Source organism: Bacteroides sp. NSJ-48, assembly GCF_014287405.1.
GTDB lineage: Bacteria > Bacteroidota > Bacteroidia > Bacteroidales > Bacteroidaceae > Bacteroides > Bacteroides stercoris.
The window spans coordinates 1-14,978 of the sequence record NZ_JACOOD010000038.1; the positions used below are offsets into that span (position 1 = coordinate 1).

Annotated in this window: 17 protein-coding genes; 11 read left to right on the forward strand and 6 right to left on the reverse strand. The window is 49.2% G+C overall.

Going from position 1 to position 14,978, the window contains the following annotated elements:
• Window positions 1-158: 158 nt before the first annotated feature.
• Window positions 159-548 (reverse strand): DUF2721 domain-containing protein, encoded by a 390-nt coding sequence (locus tag H8S52_RS15160; protein WP_005657607.1) that lies wholly within the window; start codon window positions 546-548, stop codon window positions 159-161.
• A 130-nt stretch (window positions 549-678) separates the two neighbouring features.
• Here H8S52_RS15160 and H8S52_RS15165 point away from each other — a divergent pair, with 130 nt between their 5' ends.
• The 8 genes from H8S52_RS15165 (at window position 679) to H8S52_RS15200 (ending at window position 7,404) form a co-directional block, all read left to right on the forward strand.
• Window positions 679-2,274 (forward strand): aspartate:alanine exchanger family transporter, encoded by a 1,596-nt coding sequence (locus H8S52_RS15165; RefSeq protein ID WP_117903567.1) that lies wholly within the window; start codon window positions 679-681, stop codon window positions 2,272-2,274.
• Window positions 2,275-2,278: 4 nt separating this feature from the next.
• Window positions 2,279-3,262 carry an aminodeoxychorismate synthase component I gene (locus tag H8S52_RS15170; protein ID WP_186910145.1) on the forward strand — a complete coding sequence of 328 codons (984 nt, stop codon included), beginning with the start codon at window positions 2,279-2,281 and terminating at the stop codon, window positions 3,260-3,262.
• Window positions 3,246-3,845, forward strand: coding sequence for an aminotransferase class IV family protein (locus H8S52_RS15175; RefSeq protein WP_186910146.1), 600 nt, complete (start codon window positions 3,246-3,248; stop codon window positions 3,843-3,845). Before H8S52_RS15170 ends, H8S52_RS15175 begins: the two co-directional genes overlap by 17 nt.
• Window positions 3,846-3,949: 104 nt before the next feature.
• Complete coding sequence (locus tag H8S52_RS15180) at window positions 3,950-5,224, forward strand: 3-phosphoshikimate 1-carboxyvinyltransferase (protein ID WP_117856963.1); 1,275 nt, start codon at window positions 3,950-3,952, stop codon at window positions 5,222-5,224.
• A gap of 163 nt (window positions 5,225-5,387) precedes the next feature.
• Window positions 5,388-5,810, forward strand: coding sequence for a hypothetical protein (locus tag H8S52_RS15185; protein WP_005657616.1), 423 nt, complete (start codon window positions 5,388-5,390; stop codon window positions 5,808-5,810).
• A 10-nt stretch (window positions 5,811-5,820) separates the two neighbouring features.
• Window positions 5,821-6,642 carry a metal ABC transporter permease gene (locus H8S52_RS15190; protein ID WP_060385326.1) on the forward strand — a complete coding sequence of 274 codons (822 nt, stop codon included), beginning with the start codon at window positions 5,821-5,823 and terminating at the stop codon, window positions 6,640-6,642.
• An 81-nt stretch (window positions 6,643-6,723) separates the two neighbouring features.
• Entirely contained in the window at window positions 6,724-7,149 is a 426-nt protein-coding gene (gene tsaE, locus H8S52_RS15195) for a tRNA (adenosine(37)-N6)-threonylcarbamoyltransferase complex ATPase subunit type 1 TsaE (protein ID WP_016661944.1), read from the forward strand.
• A 36-nt stretch (window positions 7,150-7,185) separates the two neighbouring features.
• On the forward strand, window positions 7,186-7,404 hold the full coding sequence (locus H8S52_RS15200) for an immunity 17 family protein (RefSeq protein ID WP_005657624.1): 219 nt from the start codon (window positions 7,186-7,188) through the stop codon (window positions 7,402-7,404).
• 93 nt (window positions 7,405-7,497) lie between these two features.
• Here H8S52_RS15200 and H8S52_RS15205 read toward each other — a convergent pair whose 3' ends face one another.
• From H8S52_RS15205 to dnaE, 3 genes are all read right to left on the reverse strand, one after another.
• Window positions 7,498-7,830, reverse strand: coding sequence for a hypothetical protein (locus tag H8S52_RS15205; protein ID WP_022103869.1), 333 nt, complete (start codon window positions 7,828-7,830; stop codon window positions 7,498-7,500).
• 37 nt (window positions 7,831-7,867) lie between these two features.
• On the reverse strand, window positions 7,868-8,182 hold the full coding sequence (gene trxA / locus H8S52_RS15210; protein ID WP_005657629.1) for a thioredoxin: 315 nt from the start codon (window positions 8,180-8,182) through the stop codon (window positions 7,868-7,870).
• Between the two features lie 84 nt (window positions 8,183-8,266).
• Window positions 8,267-12,064 (reverse strand): DNA polymerase III subunit alpha, encoded by a 3,798-nt coding sequence (gene dnaE / locus H8S52_RS15215; RefSeq protein ID WP_182416735.1) that lies wholly within the window; start codon window positions 12,062-12,064, stop codon window positions 8,267-8,269.
• Window positions 12,065-12,236: 172 nt separating this feature from the next.
• On the opposite strand from dnaE, the gene H8S52_RS15220 reads away from it, so the two are divergent.
• The 3 genes from H8S52_RS15220 (at window position 12,237) to H8S52_RS15230 (ending at window position 14,018) form a co-directional block, all read left to right on the forward strand.
• Window positions 12,237-12,926, forward strand: coding sequence for a phosphatidylserine decarboxylase family protein (locus H8S52_RS15220; RefSeq protein ID WP_005657633.1), 690 nt, complete (start codon window positions 12,237-12,239; stop codon window positions 12,924-12,926).
• 2 nt (window positions 12,927-12,928) lie between these two features.
• Entirely contained in the window at window positions 12,929-13,636 is a 708-nt protein-coding gene (pssA, locus tag H8S52_RS15225) for a CDP-diacylglycerol--serine O-phosphatidyltransferase (protein WP_186910147.1), read from the forward strand.
• A gap of 67 nt (window positions 13,637-13,703) precedes the next feature.
• Window positions 13,704-14,018 (forward strand): DUF4834 family protein, encoded by a 315-nt coding sequence (locus H8S52_RS15230; RefSeq protein WP_005657637.1) that lies wholly within the window; start codon window positions 13,704-13,706, stop codon window positions 14,016-14,018.
• Between the two features lie 107 nt (window positions 14,019-14,125).
• Here the strand turns inward: H8S52_RS15230 and H8S52_RS15235 are convergent, their stop codons facing one another.
• Together H8S52_RS15235 and H8S52_RS15240 are read right to left on the reverse strand one after the other, a co-directional pair.
• Window positions 14,126-14,560 (reverse strand): nucleoside deaminase, encoded by a 435-nt coding sequence (locus tag H8S52_RS15235; protein WP_005657638.1) that lies wholly within the window; start codon window positions 14,558-14,560, stop codon window positions 14,126-14,128.
• Between the two features lie 62 nt (window positions 14,561-14,622).
• Window positions 14,623-14,856, reverse strand: coding sequence for a hypothetical protein (locus H8S52_RS15240; protein WP_004293731.1), 234 nt, complete (start codon window positions 14,854-14,856; stop codon window positions 14,623-14,625).
• Between the last annotated feature and the right edge of the window lie 122 nt (window positions 14,857-14,978).

The following is a 14,978-nucleotide window of genomic DNA, read 5'->3' on the forward strand; positions in this document are numbered from 1 at the left end:
TAATTGGAATATAGCAACTTGTTGCCAAATGCATGAGGAAAAAGCAGCATAGCCAAAAGAAAATATAGCAGAACTTAAAATATAAATGAGGTTGTGCCAACGTTTTGACACAACCTCTTTTCGTATAACAATATGTCGGGGCTTCCGGCAGCTCCTTTTCAATCGCCCATATCATTCAGATGTATCTCCAATGCCTTCACCGAGATATAAATCTCATACACCGAAATTGCCAGCGAGATAATCAGCAGCACCAATGCCAGGCCGAAGATATAGACCGATACCAGATGAAGCCGGATATAGATAAAGAACATGCTGACCACACACAGCAGCAGGCTTGCTATGCCGGTTACCTGCATAGCCCGCGTCAGGTAAAGCCGTTGCCGCAGATTGGCAATCTGTGCGGCCGTCACCGACGAATGACTCTTCTGATGTTGCTCTTTCAAAGCACGTACAAGACCGGCATAGGACAGAAAACGGTTGGTATATGCCAACATTATCAAAGATATTGCCGAGAACAGCAAAGCGGGGGTAGTTAAATCGATTTCCATAAAACGTTTTTCTTCATTCTTTTAAAACCTGCAAAGGTAAGCAATAAAACCGAAAAGGAAAATAGCCTTCCCTATCTAACTTTTTTCCATTACCTTTGTTCCCAAGAAAAGACCTAATTCATCAAAGCCTATGTTCACAGACTTGCTCAATTCCTCTTATTTCGCCCTGTTCCTCATCGTAGCCCTCGGCTTCATGTTGGGAAGGATTAAAATCAAAGGATTGTCACTCGACGTATCCGCCGTTATTTTCATCGCCCTGCTATTCGGGCATTTCGGCGTCATCATCCCCAAGGAACTGGGTAACTTCGGACTCGTACTGTTCATCTTCACCATCGGCATACAGGCGGGACCCGGCTTCTTCGACTCCTTCCGGAGCAAAGGGAAGACCCTCATCATCATCACCCTGCTCATTATCTGCTCCGCCGCCCTCACGGCAACGGGGCTGAAATATGCCTTCGACATCGACACGCCGAGCGTGGTGGGACTCATAGCCGGAGCGCTTACCAGTACGCCGGGACTTGCCGTTGCCATTGACAGCACCCACTCGCCGCTGGCATCCATTGCCTACGGTATCGCCTATCCGTTCGGAGTAATCGGCGTTATCCTGTTCGTGAAACTGCTGCCACGCATCATGCACATTGACCTCGACCGGGAAGCCCGCCGCCTGGAGAAAGAGCGCCGCGGACAGTTTCCCGAACTACTCACCTGCATCTACCGTGTCACAAACCCCGTCGTTTTCGGACGCAGCCTGATGCAAATCAATGCCCGTGCCATAACCGGTGCCGTAATCTCCCGCCACAAGCACGGCGAGCAAATCTCCATCCCCACCGCACACACCGTACTCCGTGAAAACGACTACATACAGGCAGTGGGCAGTGACGAAGCCCTGAACCAGCTTGCCACCCTGGTGGGCGAACGCGAGGAAGGGGAACTCCCGCTCAGCCACACCCAAGAGATAGAATCCCTGCTGCTGACCAAAAAGGATATGATAAACAAGCAACTGGGCGACCTGAACCTGATGAAGAACTTCGGCTGTACCGTGACGCGTGTCCGCCGAAGCGGAATAGACCTTGCCCCCTCGCCCGACCTCGCGCTGAAATTCGGCGACAAGCTGACGGTGGTAGGCGAAAAGGAAGGACTGAAAGGACTGGCGCGCCTCTTGGGCAATAACGCCAAGAAACTGTCCGATACCGATTTCTTCCCGATTGCAATGGGTATTGTGCTCGGAGTGCTGTTCGGCAAACTGAATATATCCTTTCCCGGCGGTTTGTCGTTCTCACCGGGACTGACGGGCGGTATCCTGATAGTGGCCCTGTTCCTCAGCGCAATAGGCAAGACGGGGCCTGTCATCTGGTCGATGTCGGGCCCTGCCAACCAACTGCTGCGACAGTTGGGACTGCTGCTGTTCCTCGCCGAAGTAGGTACGTCGGCAGGAAAGAACCTGGTTGCCACCTTCCAGGAAAGCGGCTGGCTACTGTTCGGAGTAGGCGCAGCCATTACCCTGGTTCCCATGCTGATAGCCGTGATTGTAGGCAGGATGGTGTTTAAAATCAGTATTCTCGACCTCTTGGGAACCATTACCGGCGGCATGACAAGTACCCCCGGTCTGGCGGCCGCCGATTCCATGACCGACAGTAATATTCCGAGCGTGGCATACGCAACGGTCTACCCCATTGCAATGGTATTCCTCATACTGTCCATTCAAATCATAGCTACAATGATTTAAGACAATGAAAGCACTGGATAAAGAAACAGCTATTGCCCGGATGAATACGTTCGGGCGCAACGGTACGCCCTTCCTGTTTGTTATCGACTATATGCAGGAACATTCGTACGTAGAACCTCTCGACGGGATAGATACGTCCGTATGCCTCTACCAGTTCAGAGGAACAGGCAATGCACCTGATGCCGATGCCCGGTATGCCGGAACGATAGACTGGGAATTCGCGCCGCCCGCTCCCGCCGACTATCGCCGTTCTTTCGATACCGTGAGGCGCAACCTGCTGGGCGGCAACAGCTACCTGACCAATCTGACATGCAAAGTGCCGCTCCGCACCAACCTGACGCTGAAAGATGTGTTCCTGCATTCACACGCCCTGTACAAGCTCTGGCTGAAAGACCGGTTCGTCTGCTTCTCGCCCGAAATCTTCGTCCGCATGGAAGAGGGCAGGATAAAATCCTTTCCGATGAAAGGCACGATTGACGCCACCTTGCCCCATGCCGAATCAATCCTGCTGGACGATGCCAAAGAAGTTGCCGAACATGCCACGATTGTAGACTTGATACGCAATGACCTCAGCATGGTTTCCGAACACGTCACCGTAGCGTCCTACCGCTACATAGACCGCCTGCAGACCAACAAAGGGCCTATCCTGCAGACAAGCTCCGAAATATGCGGCATGCTGCCCGGCGATTACACAAAGCGTCTCGGCGATATTCTGTTCAGCCTGCTGCCCGCCGGCTCCATTACCGGCGCTCCCAAACCGCGTACCATGCAAATCATTGCCGAAGCGGAAGGCTACGAACGGGGATTCTACACCGGAGTCATGGGCTGCTACACCGACGGACGGCTGGACAGCGCCGTCATGATACGCTTCATCGAGCAGGAAGACGGACAGCTCTATTTCAAAGCCGGCGGCGGCATCACCGCCCAAAGCCGTTGGGAAAGCGAATACAACGAAGTAATACAGAAAATATATGTGCCGATTTATTGAAACCATACGGGTGGATTGCGGAGAAGTGCGCAACATGGCTTACCATGAACGGAGAACGAACGATACCCGTACGCACTTCTGGCCTGAAAGCCCCGCTCTGCAACTTGCCGGCTATCTGCCCGCCATTCCCGGAAGCGGCGTACACAAGCTGCGTATAGTGTACGGGCAAAACGGCATCGAGGAAGTGACCTGTACCCCTTATACCCTGCGCCCCGTCCGCTCACTGGCACTGATACAGGCCGACGACATCGACTACGCCTGCAAAAGCACCGACCGCAGTGCGCTCAACCGGTTGTTTGCCCGGCGCGGCGCGTATGATGATATTCTGATTGTACGCCGGCATCTGCTCACCGACACCAGCATCGCCAACATCGCCCTCTTTGATGGCAGCCATTGGCATACTCCGCAACATCCCCTGCTGAAAGGGACCAAACGCGCCGAACTGCTGGACAAAGGTATTCTTACGGAAAAGGACATACGCATGGAAGAACTTCCGGCTTATTCCACCATACGCCTGTTCAATGCAATGATAGACTGGGGCGAAGCGGAACTGCCCACCGATTGCCTGCATCCGGTATTCTGAAAAGCACGAATGTAGAGCCAACAGTTTCCATTTCCCAAAGATTTGTCTTACTTTTGCAAGCGGAGTATAAAGTCATCCGCTACCGTAACTTAACAAATACAACTATGCGTTATACCGTTTCCGCTCCCGATGTACCGATGCATGCCGCTATCCGGCTGCCGGCATCCAAAAGTATCAGTAACCGTGCGCTTATCCTGCACGCCCTTGCCCATGGCAGGCAGACACTCTGCAATCTGAGCGATTGCGACGATACCCGCGTCATGGTGCGCGCGCTGCAAGGCAATCCCGAACATATAGACATCATGGCGGCAGGGACGGCCATGCGTTTTCTCACCGCCTACCTCAGCGTAACGCCCGGTGTCCGTATCATTACCGGAACGCAACGTATGCAGCAGCGGCCCATCCGTATTCTGACAGACGCCCTGCGCCAGCTCGGTGCAAACATCGAGTACGCAGGCAATGAGGGCTTCCCGCCCCTGCGCATCACCGGTTCGGAATTGCAAGGCTGTGAAATATCACTTGCCGGAAACGTGAGTTCACAATATATATCCGCCTTGCTGATGATAGGAGCTGTTCTTCCCAAAGGGCTGCACCTGCATCTTACGGGCTGTATCATTTCCCGTCCCTACATCGACCTCACCCTCAAGCTCATACGGGACTTCGGCGGACATACCGAATGGAGTTCCGAAAACAGTATCACTGTATATCCCGGCGGTTACCGGGATGTTCCGTTCACTGTAGAGAGCGACTGGAGCGCGGCATCCTACTGGTATCAGATACTGGCGTTGAGGGGGAATGAAGAACGGAAAACGGGGAGTGGAGAGTCACCGAAAGGGAATGAAGAGGAAACGGTAGAGCTGCTCGGACTGTTCCCCCACAGTTACCAGGGTGACAGCCGCGGTGCGGAGATTTTCTCCCGCCTGGGCGTACACACCGAATACACGGACAAAGGGGTACGGCTCACGCTCGCGGGGACGCCCGTTGACCGTCTTGAAGAAGATATGGTAGATATTCCCGACCTTGCGCAGACCTTTGTCGTCACTTGCTGCCTGATGAATATCCCTTTCCGCTTCACCGGTCTGCAAAGCCTCAAAATCAAAGAGACCGACCGCATCACCGCCCTTATCGCCGAACTGCGCAAATTAGGCTATGCGGTACGTTCCGAGCAGGACAGCATCCTGCTGTGGGAGGGTGAACGCTGCCCTGCCGAAAGCGCTCCCGTTATCGCCACCTACGAAGATCACCGCATGGCAATGGCATTTGCCCCCGCCTGCATCGCACTGCCGCAGATAAGGATTGACGAACCCCAGGTAGTATCCAAATCCTATCCGGGCTATTGGGAAGATTTGAAGCAAGCAGGCTTTACCATCTGTCATTAACATCGCCCGACGCACCGCTGCGGACAGCCTGATTGCATGACGGTCGAAAAGCATTCCGGCACACTTTCTTTTTGCCTGTTCAAAAGCGGGCAGATACGAAAACAATGTGTATCTTTGTCCGTTCTATTGTATAAGGACACTTTTTTTCAAGGAAAGAGAACGTATGTGGATACTGATTATTAGCCTGATTGCCCTTGCCGTCGTAGCTGCCATAGCCGGAACCGTACGCAACCGCAGACTCCAGAAGAAAATTGACAATGGCGAACTGGACGCTATGCCCGAAGTGCAGGAAGTGGATGCGGAATGTTGCGGACAGCACGAGGTATGCGAAAAAGAGAGCCTGCTCGCCGCCGTCAGCAAGAAGATAGAATACTATGACGACGAGGAGCTGGACAAATACATCGGAACCGCTCCCGACGAGTATACGCCCGAACAGGAAGATGAGTTCCGTGACGTGTTCTACACCATGCAGTCGGAAGACGTGGCAGGGTGGGTGCGCAGCCTGCAACTGCGCGGCATTGCACTGCCCGACAATATAAAAGACGAAGTATTCCTGATTGTAGGAGAAAGAAGAAATAACCACTAACCCCCGCCGCATGGAACTTTTACAATATACATTCTTTCAACATGCCCTCATCGGCAGTCTGCTGGCAAGCATTGTCTGCGGAATTATCGGTACGTACATCGTCACCCGGAGGCTGGTTTTTATCAGCGGCGGACTGACGCATGCCTCTTTCGGCGGTATAGGCCTGGGACTGTATGCGGGAATTTCACCGATTCTGTCGGCAGCGGTCTTTTCCGTACTGTCGGCATTCGGCGTGGAATGGCTCAGCAAGCGGAAAGACATGCGCGAGGACTCTGCCATTGCGGTATTCTGGACACTGGGAATGGCATTGGGCATCATATTCACATTCCTGTCTCCCGGATTTGCACCCGACCTCTCCGCCTACCTGTTCGGGAATATCCTGACTATTACGTTTGGCGACATCGCCCTGCTGGGCGGACTGGCAGCACTGCTCATCCTGTTCTTCTCGTTTTTCCTGCATCCGATAATCTATGTGGCATTCGACCGCGAATTCGCCCGTTCGCAAGGAATACCCGTACAGACCTTTGAGTATGTACTGATGATGTTCATTGCGCTGACTATCGTAGCCTGCCTGCGTATGGTAGGCATCGTGCTGGTCATCTCATTGCTGACAATCCCGCAGATGACTGCCAATCTCTTTTCGCATAGGTTTCACCGCATCATCTGGCTGTCTGTGGGCATCGGTTACCTCAGTTGCCTGGGCGGACTGCTCATTTCATACTATCTCAATGTTCCTTCGGGAGCAGCCATCATCTTCTTCTCCATTATTATTTATGCAATCTGTAAAGGGGGAAAAAGTTTTTGGTTATCTTTGCAGAAAAAGCGAAGATAAGCTGCGCCTCGGCATAAAAAATGAACACGTTCATTTTTTATGCTCTCGGTTTGCATTATCTTTGCAGAAAAATACAAAATAATGGAAATCAAGATTCAGTCATTAGACCAGATTCATGAAGCCGCCCGCCGGTTCGTTGAGGCAATGGGCGACAATACCGTGTTTGCTTTTTACGGCAAAATGGGAGCCGGCAAGACCACCTTTATCAAGGCGGTTTGCGAAGAGCTCGGCGTATCCGATGTCATTACCTCTCCTACTTTCGCCATCGTAAACGAATACCGTTCCGAGATTGCCGGAGAGTTGATTTACCACTTCGATTTCTACCGGATCAAGAAACTGGAAGAGGTGTACGATATGGGATACGAAGATTATCTGTACAGCGGTGCGCTCTGCTTTATCGAATGGCCGGAACTGATTGAAGAGCTGCTGCCGGGAAATACCGTGAAAGTCACCATCGAAGAGATAGAAAACGGTGAACGGGAAGTTACACTGCAACCGCTGGATTAGTACCGGCCGTTAATCATCAACCACTAATCGCACTACATGAGCCAGTACATCGTTCAGGGTATTTTTGCCGTTGCGGGAATTATCTCCCTGCTGGCTGCAATCTTAGATTGGGATTGGTTCTTTACCGCCCAGAACACGCAGTTTGTCGTACGGAATGTAGGCCGCCGGCAAGCACGCTGGTTTTACGGGGTATTGGGAATGATACTTATCGGCACGGCGGTATTCTTTTTTCTGAATACTCCGCCGGTAGCATAAACGGAAAGACTGATATACAACATACCGGAAAAAAGGAAAGGCGCAGGTTTTCATCCCGCGCCTTTCCTTTTTCATTATAATCCAAACTGTGAATTACTCATCCTCCAATGACTCCGTGTATTCCATTTCGCCCTGCACGATGAAAAGGATTTCATCCGGATCATAATCGCCCATTTCGTCTTTATGAGCTTCCTTGATGATGTAATCTACGATTTTTCCCAGATCGATTTCGATATATCCGTCACCGTCGGGCTGCACATCGAGGATGCCGCTCTCGGAATAATACTCGTCAATCAAATCGAGAAAATAATAAAACTCATCGTCAGAGAACTTCTCTTTCAACTCCTGCGGCAAATAGTTTTTGATGTACTCAATGGTCTTTTCATCATCGAGATCATTCTTCAAAAAATCGTCTTCCAGTCCCATAGTTTTATATTTTTAAAGGATTAATAGTACCACCAGCTTACAACAGTGCTTCAATTTTCGCTGCATAAGTCGGTTTAGGAGCAGAACCCACTTGCTTGTCCACCAGTTCTCCATTCTTGAAGAACAGTACGGTAGGAATATTGCGAATACCGTATTCGGCGGCAACATCTCCGTTTTCGTCTACATCGCATTTACCGATAAGCGCTTTGCCTTCATATTCGCCGGCCAGTTCTTCAATGATAGGACCCACCATTTTGCAAGGTCCGCACCACGGCGCCCAAAAATCAATTACCACAGGTTTACCCTCTGCCAGGATTTCCTTGAAGTTGTTGTCTGTAATTTCTAATGCCATTTCTTCTAAATATTAAGTTAAATATCAATTCAACAGTACAGTATCAGCGTTATCCGCCTACTGCCATCAGTGAAGCAAAGATAATTAATTTATCCGAAAATCAAGCTCCGGACGCTCTTTTAAATAAGAGATCAGCTCACGGCCTACGGAAAGCTTCACCGGACGGGACACCAGGTCAAGGGTCATCTTGCTCTCCGGGTCGGTCACTTTAAAGTAAAGTTCCGTTGTACCGGGACGCTCCTTCGTCAGTTCCGCCAATTCCGTCACCAATGCCTTGTTCAGCACGCCGAGCGGGATAAGGATTGTTATCTTCTCTATCAGTTTTTCCTTTACATCGGGAAGCAGTTCCATTGAGGTAATCTTCAGCTCCAGTTCGTCCTGCCGCCACTGTCTAGGCTGGCAGCGCGCCTTTATATAAAGGAAGGTACGCTCGCCCAGGTATCCCTGGTAAGTCACCCAGTCGTTTCCGAAGAAAGGCAACTCTGCCGAACCGGAATAGTCCTCTATCTTGGCAATGCCGTAAGGATTGCCGTTTTTACTGATGCCCCGACGGACGGAAGTAACGATGCCCCCCATAGTTATTTCACGTCCCACAAGGGCGGTCTTGTCCTCCAGTTCCGCCATGTGTGTGTTACAAACATATTCCAGCACCACGGCATATTCATCCAAGGGATGAGCGGAGAGATAAATGCCTACCAAGTCCCGCTCCTTGTTCAACCGGTCGAGATCACTCCAACGTTCTGCCTGCGGAATTTCGGGAGTGGCTATGTCCACTACATTTTCTCCGCCGAACAGGGAGTTGACCGCTGCTGCCTTATCTGCCTGATAACGGTTGCCATAGCGTACCAATGTTTCAATAAAGACTTCATTCTTGGTATTGACGGCAAAATACTGTTCGCGCTTCAACTCAGGGAAGCTGTCAAAACCACCGGCAAGGGCAAGGCATTCCAAGTTCTTCTTGTTGCAGGCATTCAGATTGACGCGCTGCACAAAATCGAAAATACCGGTATAAGGCCCGTTCTTCGCACGCTCTTCCATGATACTTTGCACAGCACCCTCACCTACTCCTTTCACCGCACCCAATCCGAAACGGATATTACCTTCGGGGTTCACGGTAAACTTCAGGTTCGATTCGTTCACATCGGGTCCAAGCACTTTGATGCCCATGGACTTACATTCGTCCATGAGTTTGGTTATCGTCGTTATATCGGACAAGCTTCGGCTCATTACGGCAGCCATGTACTCTGCCGGATAATTGGCTTTCAGGAACGCCGTCTGATAGGCAACCCATGAATAGCAGGTGGCATGAGACTTATTGAAAGCATAGGATGCAAACTTCTCCCAGTCCGCCCAAATCTTTTCGAGCACCTTCGCATCGTGTCCGTTCTTCTGTCCGCCAGCAATGAACTTCGGCTTCATATGGTCCAGCTTGTCGCGCAGTTTCTTACCCATTGCCTTACGCAAGGCATCGGACTCACCACGGGTAAAGTCTGCCAACAAACGGGACAGAAGCATCACCTGCTCCTGATAGACGGTAATGCCGTAGGTATCTTTCAGATATTTCTCCATGATGGGAATATCATACTCGATAGGCTTGCGTCCCCATTTACGGTCGATGAAGTCAGGGATATAGTCCATAGGTCCCGGACGATAAAGGGCATTCATGGCAATCAGGTCCTCGAAAGTACTCGGCTGCAACTCGCGCAGGTATTTCTGCATGCCGGCGGACTCGAACTGGAAGGTACCGATAGTCCGTCCGTCGCAGTATAATTTATAGGTAGCGGGGTCTTTAATGGAAATCTTGTCGATATCCAACGACAGTCCCCGGTGTAAACGTACATTTTCAACGGCTTCCTTGATAATGGAAAGGGTCTTCAGTCCCAGGAAGTCCATTTTAATCAATCCGGTATCTTCAATGACCGAACCCTCGTACTGGGTAACGAGCATCTTCTCTCCCGTTTCCTTATCATCTGCCGTGCTCACAGGAACCCAGTCGGTGATGTCGTCACGACAGATAATCGTACCGCAGGCATGCACACCCGTACCGCGCACGTTACCTTCCAGCATCTTGGCATACTTCAGCGTATCGCGCACCAACGGGTCGGGCGATGCTTCCGCAGCCTGAAGCTCAGGCACATAGGCGATGGCATTGGGGAGATTCAGTTTCTTATCGGGAATTTTATCGGGAACTAATTTTGCCAGACGGTCGGATTCCGACAAAGGCAGCTTTTGTACACGGGCGACATCCTTGATGGCCAGTTTGGTTGCCATAGTACCATACGTGATGATATGCGCCACCTTTTCCTGACCATACTTTTCCGTTACCCAGCGCAATACTTCACCGCGTCCGTCATCATCGAAGTCCACATCAATATCAGGCAAGGAAATACGGTCGGGATTAAGGAAACGCTCAAACAGCAGGTCGTACTGGATAGGGTCTATCTTGGTTATGCCCAAGCAGTACGCCACGGCCGAACCGGCAGCCGAACCACGTCCCGGTCCCACCGAAACGCCCAATTGCGTACGGGCGGCATTGATAAAGTCCTGTACAATCAAGAAGTAACCGGGGAAACCCATCGTCTTCATAATGTACAACTCAAAAACCAAACGTTCTTTCACCTCGTCCGACAACGGGTCACCATAAAGCCGTTTGGCACCATCAAATGCCAGTTTGGCAAGATAGTCGGCTTCCAATTTAATACGATAAAGTTTTTCGTAACCGCCTAAACGCTTGATTTTGGCTTTGGCGGCTTCCTCGTCCAAGACGACATTTCCGTTTTCGTCCTGCGTAAACTCGTCGAACAAATCTTTTTCCGTATATTTCCGCCTGTATTCCTCTTCCGTTCCGAAATCTTCGGGAATGGCAAAAGTAGGCATGATAGGAGCATGGTCTATGGAGTAATATTCCACCTTGTCCAAAATCTCCAGTGTATTGGAAAGCGCTTCGGGAACATCGGCAAAAAGCTCGTTCATCTCCGCCTTGGTCTTCATCCATTCCTGCTTGGTGTAAAGCATACGGCTCGGGTCGTCCAAATCCTTGCCCGTACTCAAACAGATAAGGCGGTCGTGCGCCTCAGCATTCTCCTCGTCCACAAAATGAACGTCATTGGAACAGATTACTTTTATATTGTACTTCCTGGCATATTCCAACAGTTTGGCATTGGCTTTTTGCTGTAAAGGATAAGCCTCATGATTGGCACGGGAAACAGTTGCCTTATGACGTTGCAATTCCAGATAATAATCATCCCCGAAAAGATTCTTATACCAACGGATGGCCTCTTCCGCTTCTTCCAACTGGTCGTTGATAATCTTTTTAGGAACCTCCCCACCGATACAGGCGGAACAGACTATCAATCCTTCATGATACTTCTCCAATTCATTGCGGTCGGTACGCGGACGCATATAGTATCCCATAGTCCATGCACGGGACACCAGCTTTATAAGATTGTGATAACCTTTTTCATTCTTTGCCAATACAATCAGGTGATAACCGCTCTGGTCGGGCTTGCCCTCTTTCTTGTCCATCGTGCGGCGTGCCACATACATCTCACAACCGATAATGGGCTTGAACAGTTTATTTTCGGCTTCCGTTATTTTTGCTCTGCAAGCCGCTATCTCCGCTTCCTTATCCTCACATTCTATCTCACCGCTCTCTATGCCGGCAATCCGTTTTTTCAGGTCTTTTATCTCCCCTTTCGGACCGCTGTTCTTCTTATTGACATAGTTGGTGAATTCCTTGATACCGAACATATTGCCATGATCGGTAACGGCTATACCTTTCATACCATCCTTCATCGCCTTGTCTACCAGCCGGCTTACGCTGGCCTGACCGTCAAGAAGTGAATACTGGGTGTGTACGTGCAAATGAACAAAATCCTGCATAAATTTATCCTTTCTATAAGTGAGCATAAAGGTACGACCTATGCTACATCTAACAAAAATATTCCTCAAAAAGTTATCAACATCTGTAATTCTATGACTAAATTCTTGTTAGATTTTCAAAATAAGCCTATTTTTGCAGATAATTTGCATTAGAAAGAATAAAACAAGATACATGGGTCGACTTAAAAAATTAAAGAAAATACGTATTCACCGTGAAGGAACACATACATTGGCCGGCAGTTTATTGTTGATACTCGCCGTAAACGCAGGGCTTTACTTCGGTTTGGAATGTAAGATTCCCTTCTATGTAGTGGCAGTTATCAGCCTTGTGGTTTATGGCATTTTAGTGAACTTCTTCCGTTGTCCTATACGTTTGTTCGGCCAGGAAAATACTGAAAAAATCGTGGTTGCCCCAGCTGACGGAAAGATTGTGGTAGTGGAAGAGGTTGAAGAAACCGAATATTTTCATGACCGCCGTATCATGGTTTCCATATTTATGAGTCTGGTCAACGTACATGCCAACTGGTATCCGGTGGATGGAACCGTGAAGTCGGTATCTCACCAGAACGGTAAGTTCATGAAGGCCTGGTTGCCCAAAGCAAGCACCGACAATGAACGTTCCACTGTAGTAATCGAAACCCCCGAAGGTGTAGAAATCATGGCACGCCAGATTGCCGGCGCCATGGCACGCCGTATCGTAACTTATGCCGAACCGGGCGAAGAGTGTTATATCGACGAACATATGGGCTTCATCAAGTTCGGTTCGCGTGTGGATGTATTCCTTCCGCTGGGTACGGAAGTTCTTGTTAAACTCGGACAACTGACTACCGGCAACCAGACCGTAATAGCAAAACTCAAGTAACAATGGCAAACTGCATTACCCGCTCCATACCGAATACCTTAACCTGCCTGAACCTGTTCTCCGGGTGTATCGCCTGCGTCATGGCTTTTGAAGCCAACTACAACCTGGCGCTTGCATTCATTATTCTCAGTGCCGTATTCGATTTTTTCGACGGCATGATGGCACGTCTGCTGAATGCACACTCTCCCATCGGCAAAGACTTGGATTCGCTGGCGGATGATGTAAGTTTCGGCGTAGCGCCCTCACTAATAGTGTACTCTTTATTTAAAGAAATGCATTATCCGGCATCCATGGAGTTCATCGCTCCTTATATGCCTTACACAGCATTCCTCATTTCCGTATTCTCGGCGTTGCGTCTGGCTAAGTTCAACAACGACACCCGCCAGACCAATTCCTTTATCGGCGTACCGGTTCCTGCCAATGCCCTTTTTTGGGCGTCGTTAGTGGCGGGAATACATCCCATACTTATCTCGGAGAGCTTTAATCCGCTTTATCTCTTAGCATTGATTTGCTTGTTTTCGTGGTTGCTGGTATCGGAAATACCGATGTTCTCATTGAAATTCAAGAGCCTCTCATGGAAAGACAACAAAGTAAGTTTCAGTTTCCTGATTATCTGTATTCCGTTTCTTGTTTTTTTGAAAGTCAGCGGTTTCGCAGCAGTAATTGTATGGTACATCTTGCTGTCACTTCTCACAGGAAAGCGTAAGTAAACATTTTCTTGGCACGGTTGTTGTATTATCGTTCGCTGAAAACGAACACATAAAAAGACATTAGCCCATGTTTCATTTTTTAGGATTTTTATTTATCATTATAATCGCCATCCTGCTTATCGGACTTAGCATCATCGGCACTGTTATCCGGAGTATTTTCGGCTTGGGTAGCCGCCGCTCATCAAACACTTACCGGAACGACAATGGAAATTATCAATCCGGAAGAGGGTATTCTTTCAATGGCAGACAACAGTCCGGCTCTTCTTCCAACGAAGAACCTAAAACAAGGATAAAAGAAGAAACCGCACATGGCAGGCACAAGAAATTGTTTTCCCAGGACGAGGGGGAATATGTGGATTTCGAAGAAATCAAAGAAGAATAACAATTGCAGAGAGTCATATCATTACATAATAATTCTCCCGTAGGATAATTTATTTGTATTCCACACTACAAAACAAACCTGTTATAGCGAAATTTTTCAGAAAAGTATTATCTGCGTTTTGCAGCAAAAAAGTCTTTCATTAATGCAGCGCATTCATCCGCCAATACTCCTTTCACTACCGCAGTTTTAGGATGCAAAGCCTTTGGTGCATAACGCTGGTATCCCCGTTTCTCATCTTCCGCACCAAATACCAGCCGTCCCATTTGTGCCCATGCTATAGCACCGGCACACATCACGCATGGTTCAACGGTCACATAAAGAGTACATTCGTTCAGATATTTGCCACCAAGCGTAGCAGCGGCGGCAGTAATAGCCTGCATTTCGGCATGTGCGGTGACATCCGTCAGCGTTTCAGTCAGATTATGGGCACGGGCAATGATACGGTCTTTGCAAACAACAACGGCACCAACGGGCACTTCACCCCGCTCACCTGCTTTTTGCGCTTCCAAAAGCGCCTGCTTCATATAATCCGTATCTGTCATAATTCTTACTACTTGCAGTTTATCTCATTCCACATCGCACATCTATCCTATTCCACCACTTCTCATCTTCGCATGTCATGCTCACCGAACAGTGTAGGATAATCTTCTTCCATATTCTTATGGATAAACATGAGAATGGTTTCCCTCAGCCAGCGCGATTTGTTCGTTATCTTATACTTCTCCAGATAACGATCCACAATCCGCAGCTCTTCTTCGCTCATCAGGCATACCATGCGCTGCTCGCGTTTAGGTTCTTCCGGTGTTGCTTTTGCACACGTTTTGTCTCTTTTTCTCATATTTCTTTGCAAAATTAGCTTTACTTCTGTAAAAACAAAGCAGAAAAAACGTATTTTTAATCCGTGCGCTGATAATTGAATATTTAAGAACAGAAAAACTTCTTTATCGTACTTATATATTT

Excerpts from the sequence above, each read along its gene's own strand:
- H8S52_RS15160 (WP_005657607.1), bottom strand. The coding sequence starts at position 548 with ATGGAAATCGATTTAACTACCCCCGCTTTGCTGTTCTCGGCAATATCT.
- H8S52_RS15165 (WP_117903567.1), top strand. The coding sequence starts at position 679 with ATGTTCACAGACTTGCTCAATTCCTCTTATTTCGCCCTGTTCCTCATC.
- H8S52_RS15170 (WP_186910145.1), top strand. The coding sequence starts at position 2,279 with ATGAAAGCACTGGATAAAGAAACAGCTATTGCCCGGATGAATACGTTC.
- H8S52_RS15175 (WP_186910146.1), top strand. The coding sequence starts at position 3,246 with ATGTGCCGATTTATTGAAACCATACGGGTGGATTGCGGAGAAGTGCGC.
- H8S52_RS15180 (WP_117856963.1), top strand. The coding sequence starts at position 3,950 with ATGCGTTATACCGTTTCCGCTCCCGATGTACCGATGCATGCCGCTATC.
- H8S52_RS15185 (WP_005657616.1), top strand. The coding sequence starts at position 5,388 with ATGTGGATACTGATTATTAGCCTGATTGCCCTTGCCGTCGTAGCTGCC.
- H8S52_RS15190 (WP_060385326.1), top strand. The coding sequence starts at position 5,821 with ATGGAACTTTTACAATATACATTCTTTCAACATGCCCTCATCGGCAGT.
- tsaE (WP_016661944.1), top strand. The coding sequence starts at position 6,724 with ATGGAAATCAAGATTCAGTCATTAGACCAGATTCATGAAGCCGCCCGC.
- H8S52_RS15200 (WP_005657624.1), top strand. The coding sequence starts at position 7,186 with ATGAGCCAGTACATCGTTCAGGGTATTTTTGCCGTTGCGGGAATTATC.
- H8S52_RS15205 (WP_022103869.1), bottom strand. The coding sequence starts at position 7,830 with ATGGGACTGGAAGACGATTTTTTGAAGAATGATCTCGATGATGAAAAG.
- trxA (WP_005657629.1), bottom strand. The coding sequence starts at position 8,182 with ATGGCATTAGAAATTACAGACAACAACTTCAAGGAAATCCTGGCAGAG.
- dnaE (WP_182416735.1), bottom strand. The coding sequence starts at position 12,064 with ATGCAGGATTTTGTTCATTTGCACGTACACACCCAGTATTCACTTCTT.
- H8S52_RS15220 (WP_005657633.1), top strand. The coding sequence starts at position 12,237 with ATGGGTCGACTTAAAAAATTAAAGAAAATACGTATTCACCGTGAAGGA.
- pssA (WP_186910147.1), top strand. The coding sequence starts at position 12,929 with ATGGCAAACTGCATTACCCGCTCCATACCGAATACCTTAACCTGCCTG.
- H8S52_RS15230 (WP_005657637.1), top strand. The coding sequence starts at position 13,704 with ATGTTTCATTTTTTAGGATTTTTATTTATCATTATAATCGCCATCCTG.
- H8S52_RS15235 (WP_005657638.1), bottom strand. The coding sequence starts at position 14,560 with ATGACAGATACGGATTATATGAAGCAGGCGCTTTTGGAAGCGCAAAAA.
- H8S52_RS15240 (WP_004293731.1), bottom strand. The coding sequence starts at position 14,856 with ATGAGAAAAAGAGACAAAACGTGTGCAAAAGCAACACCGGAAGAACCT.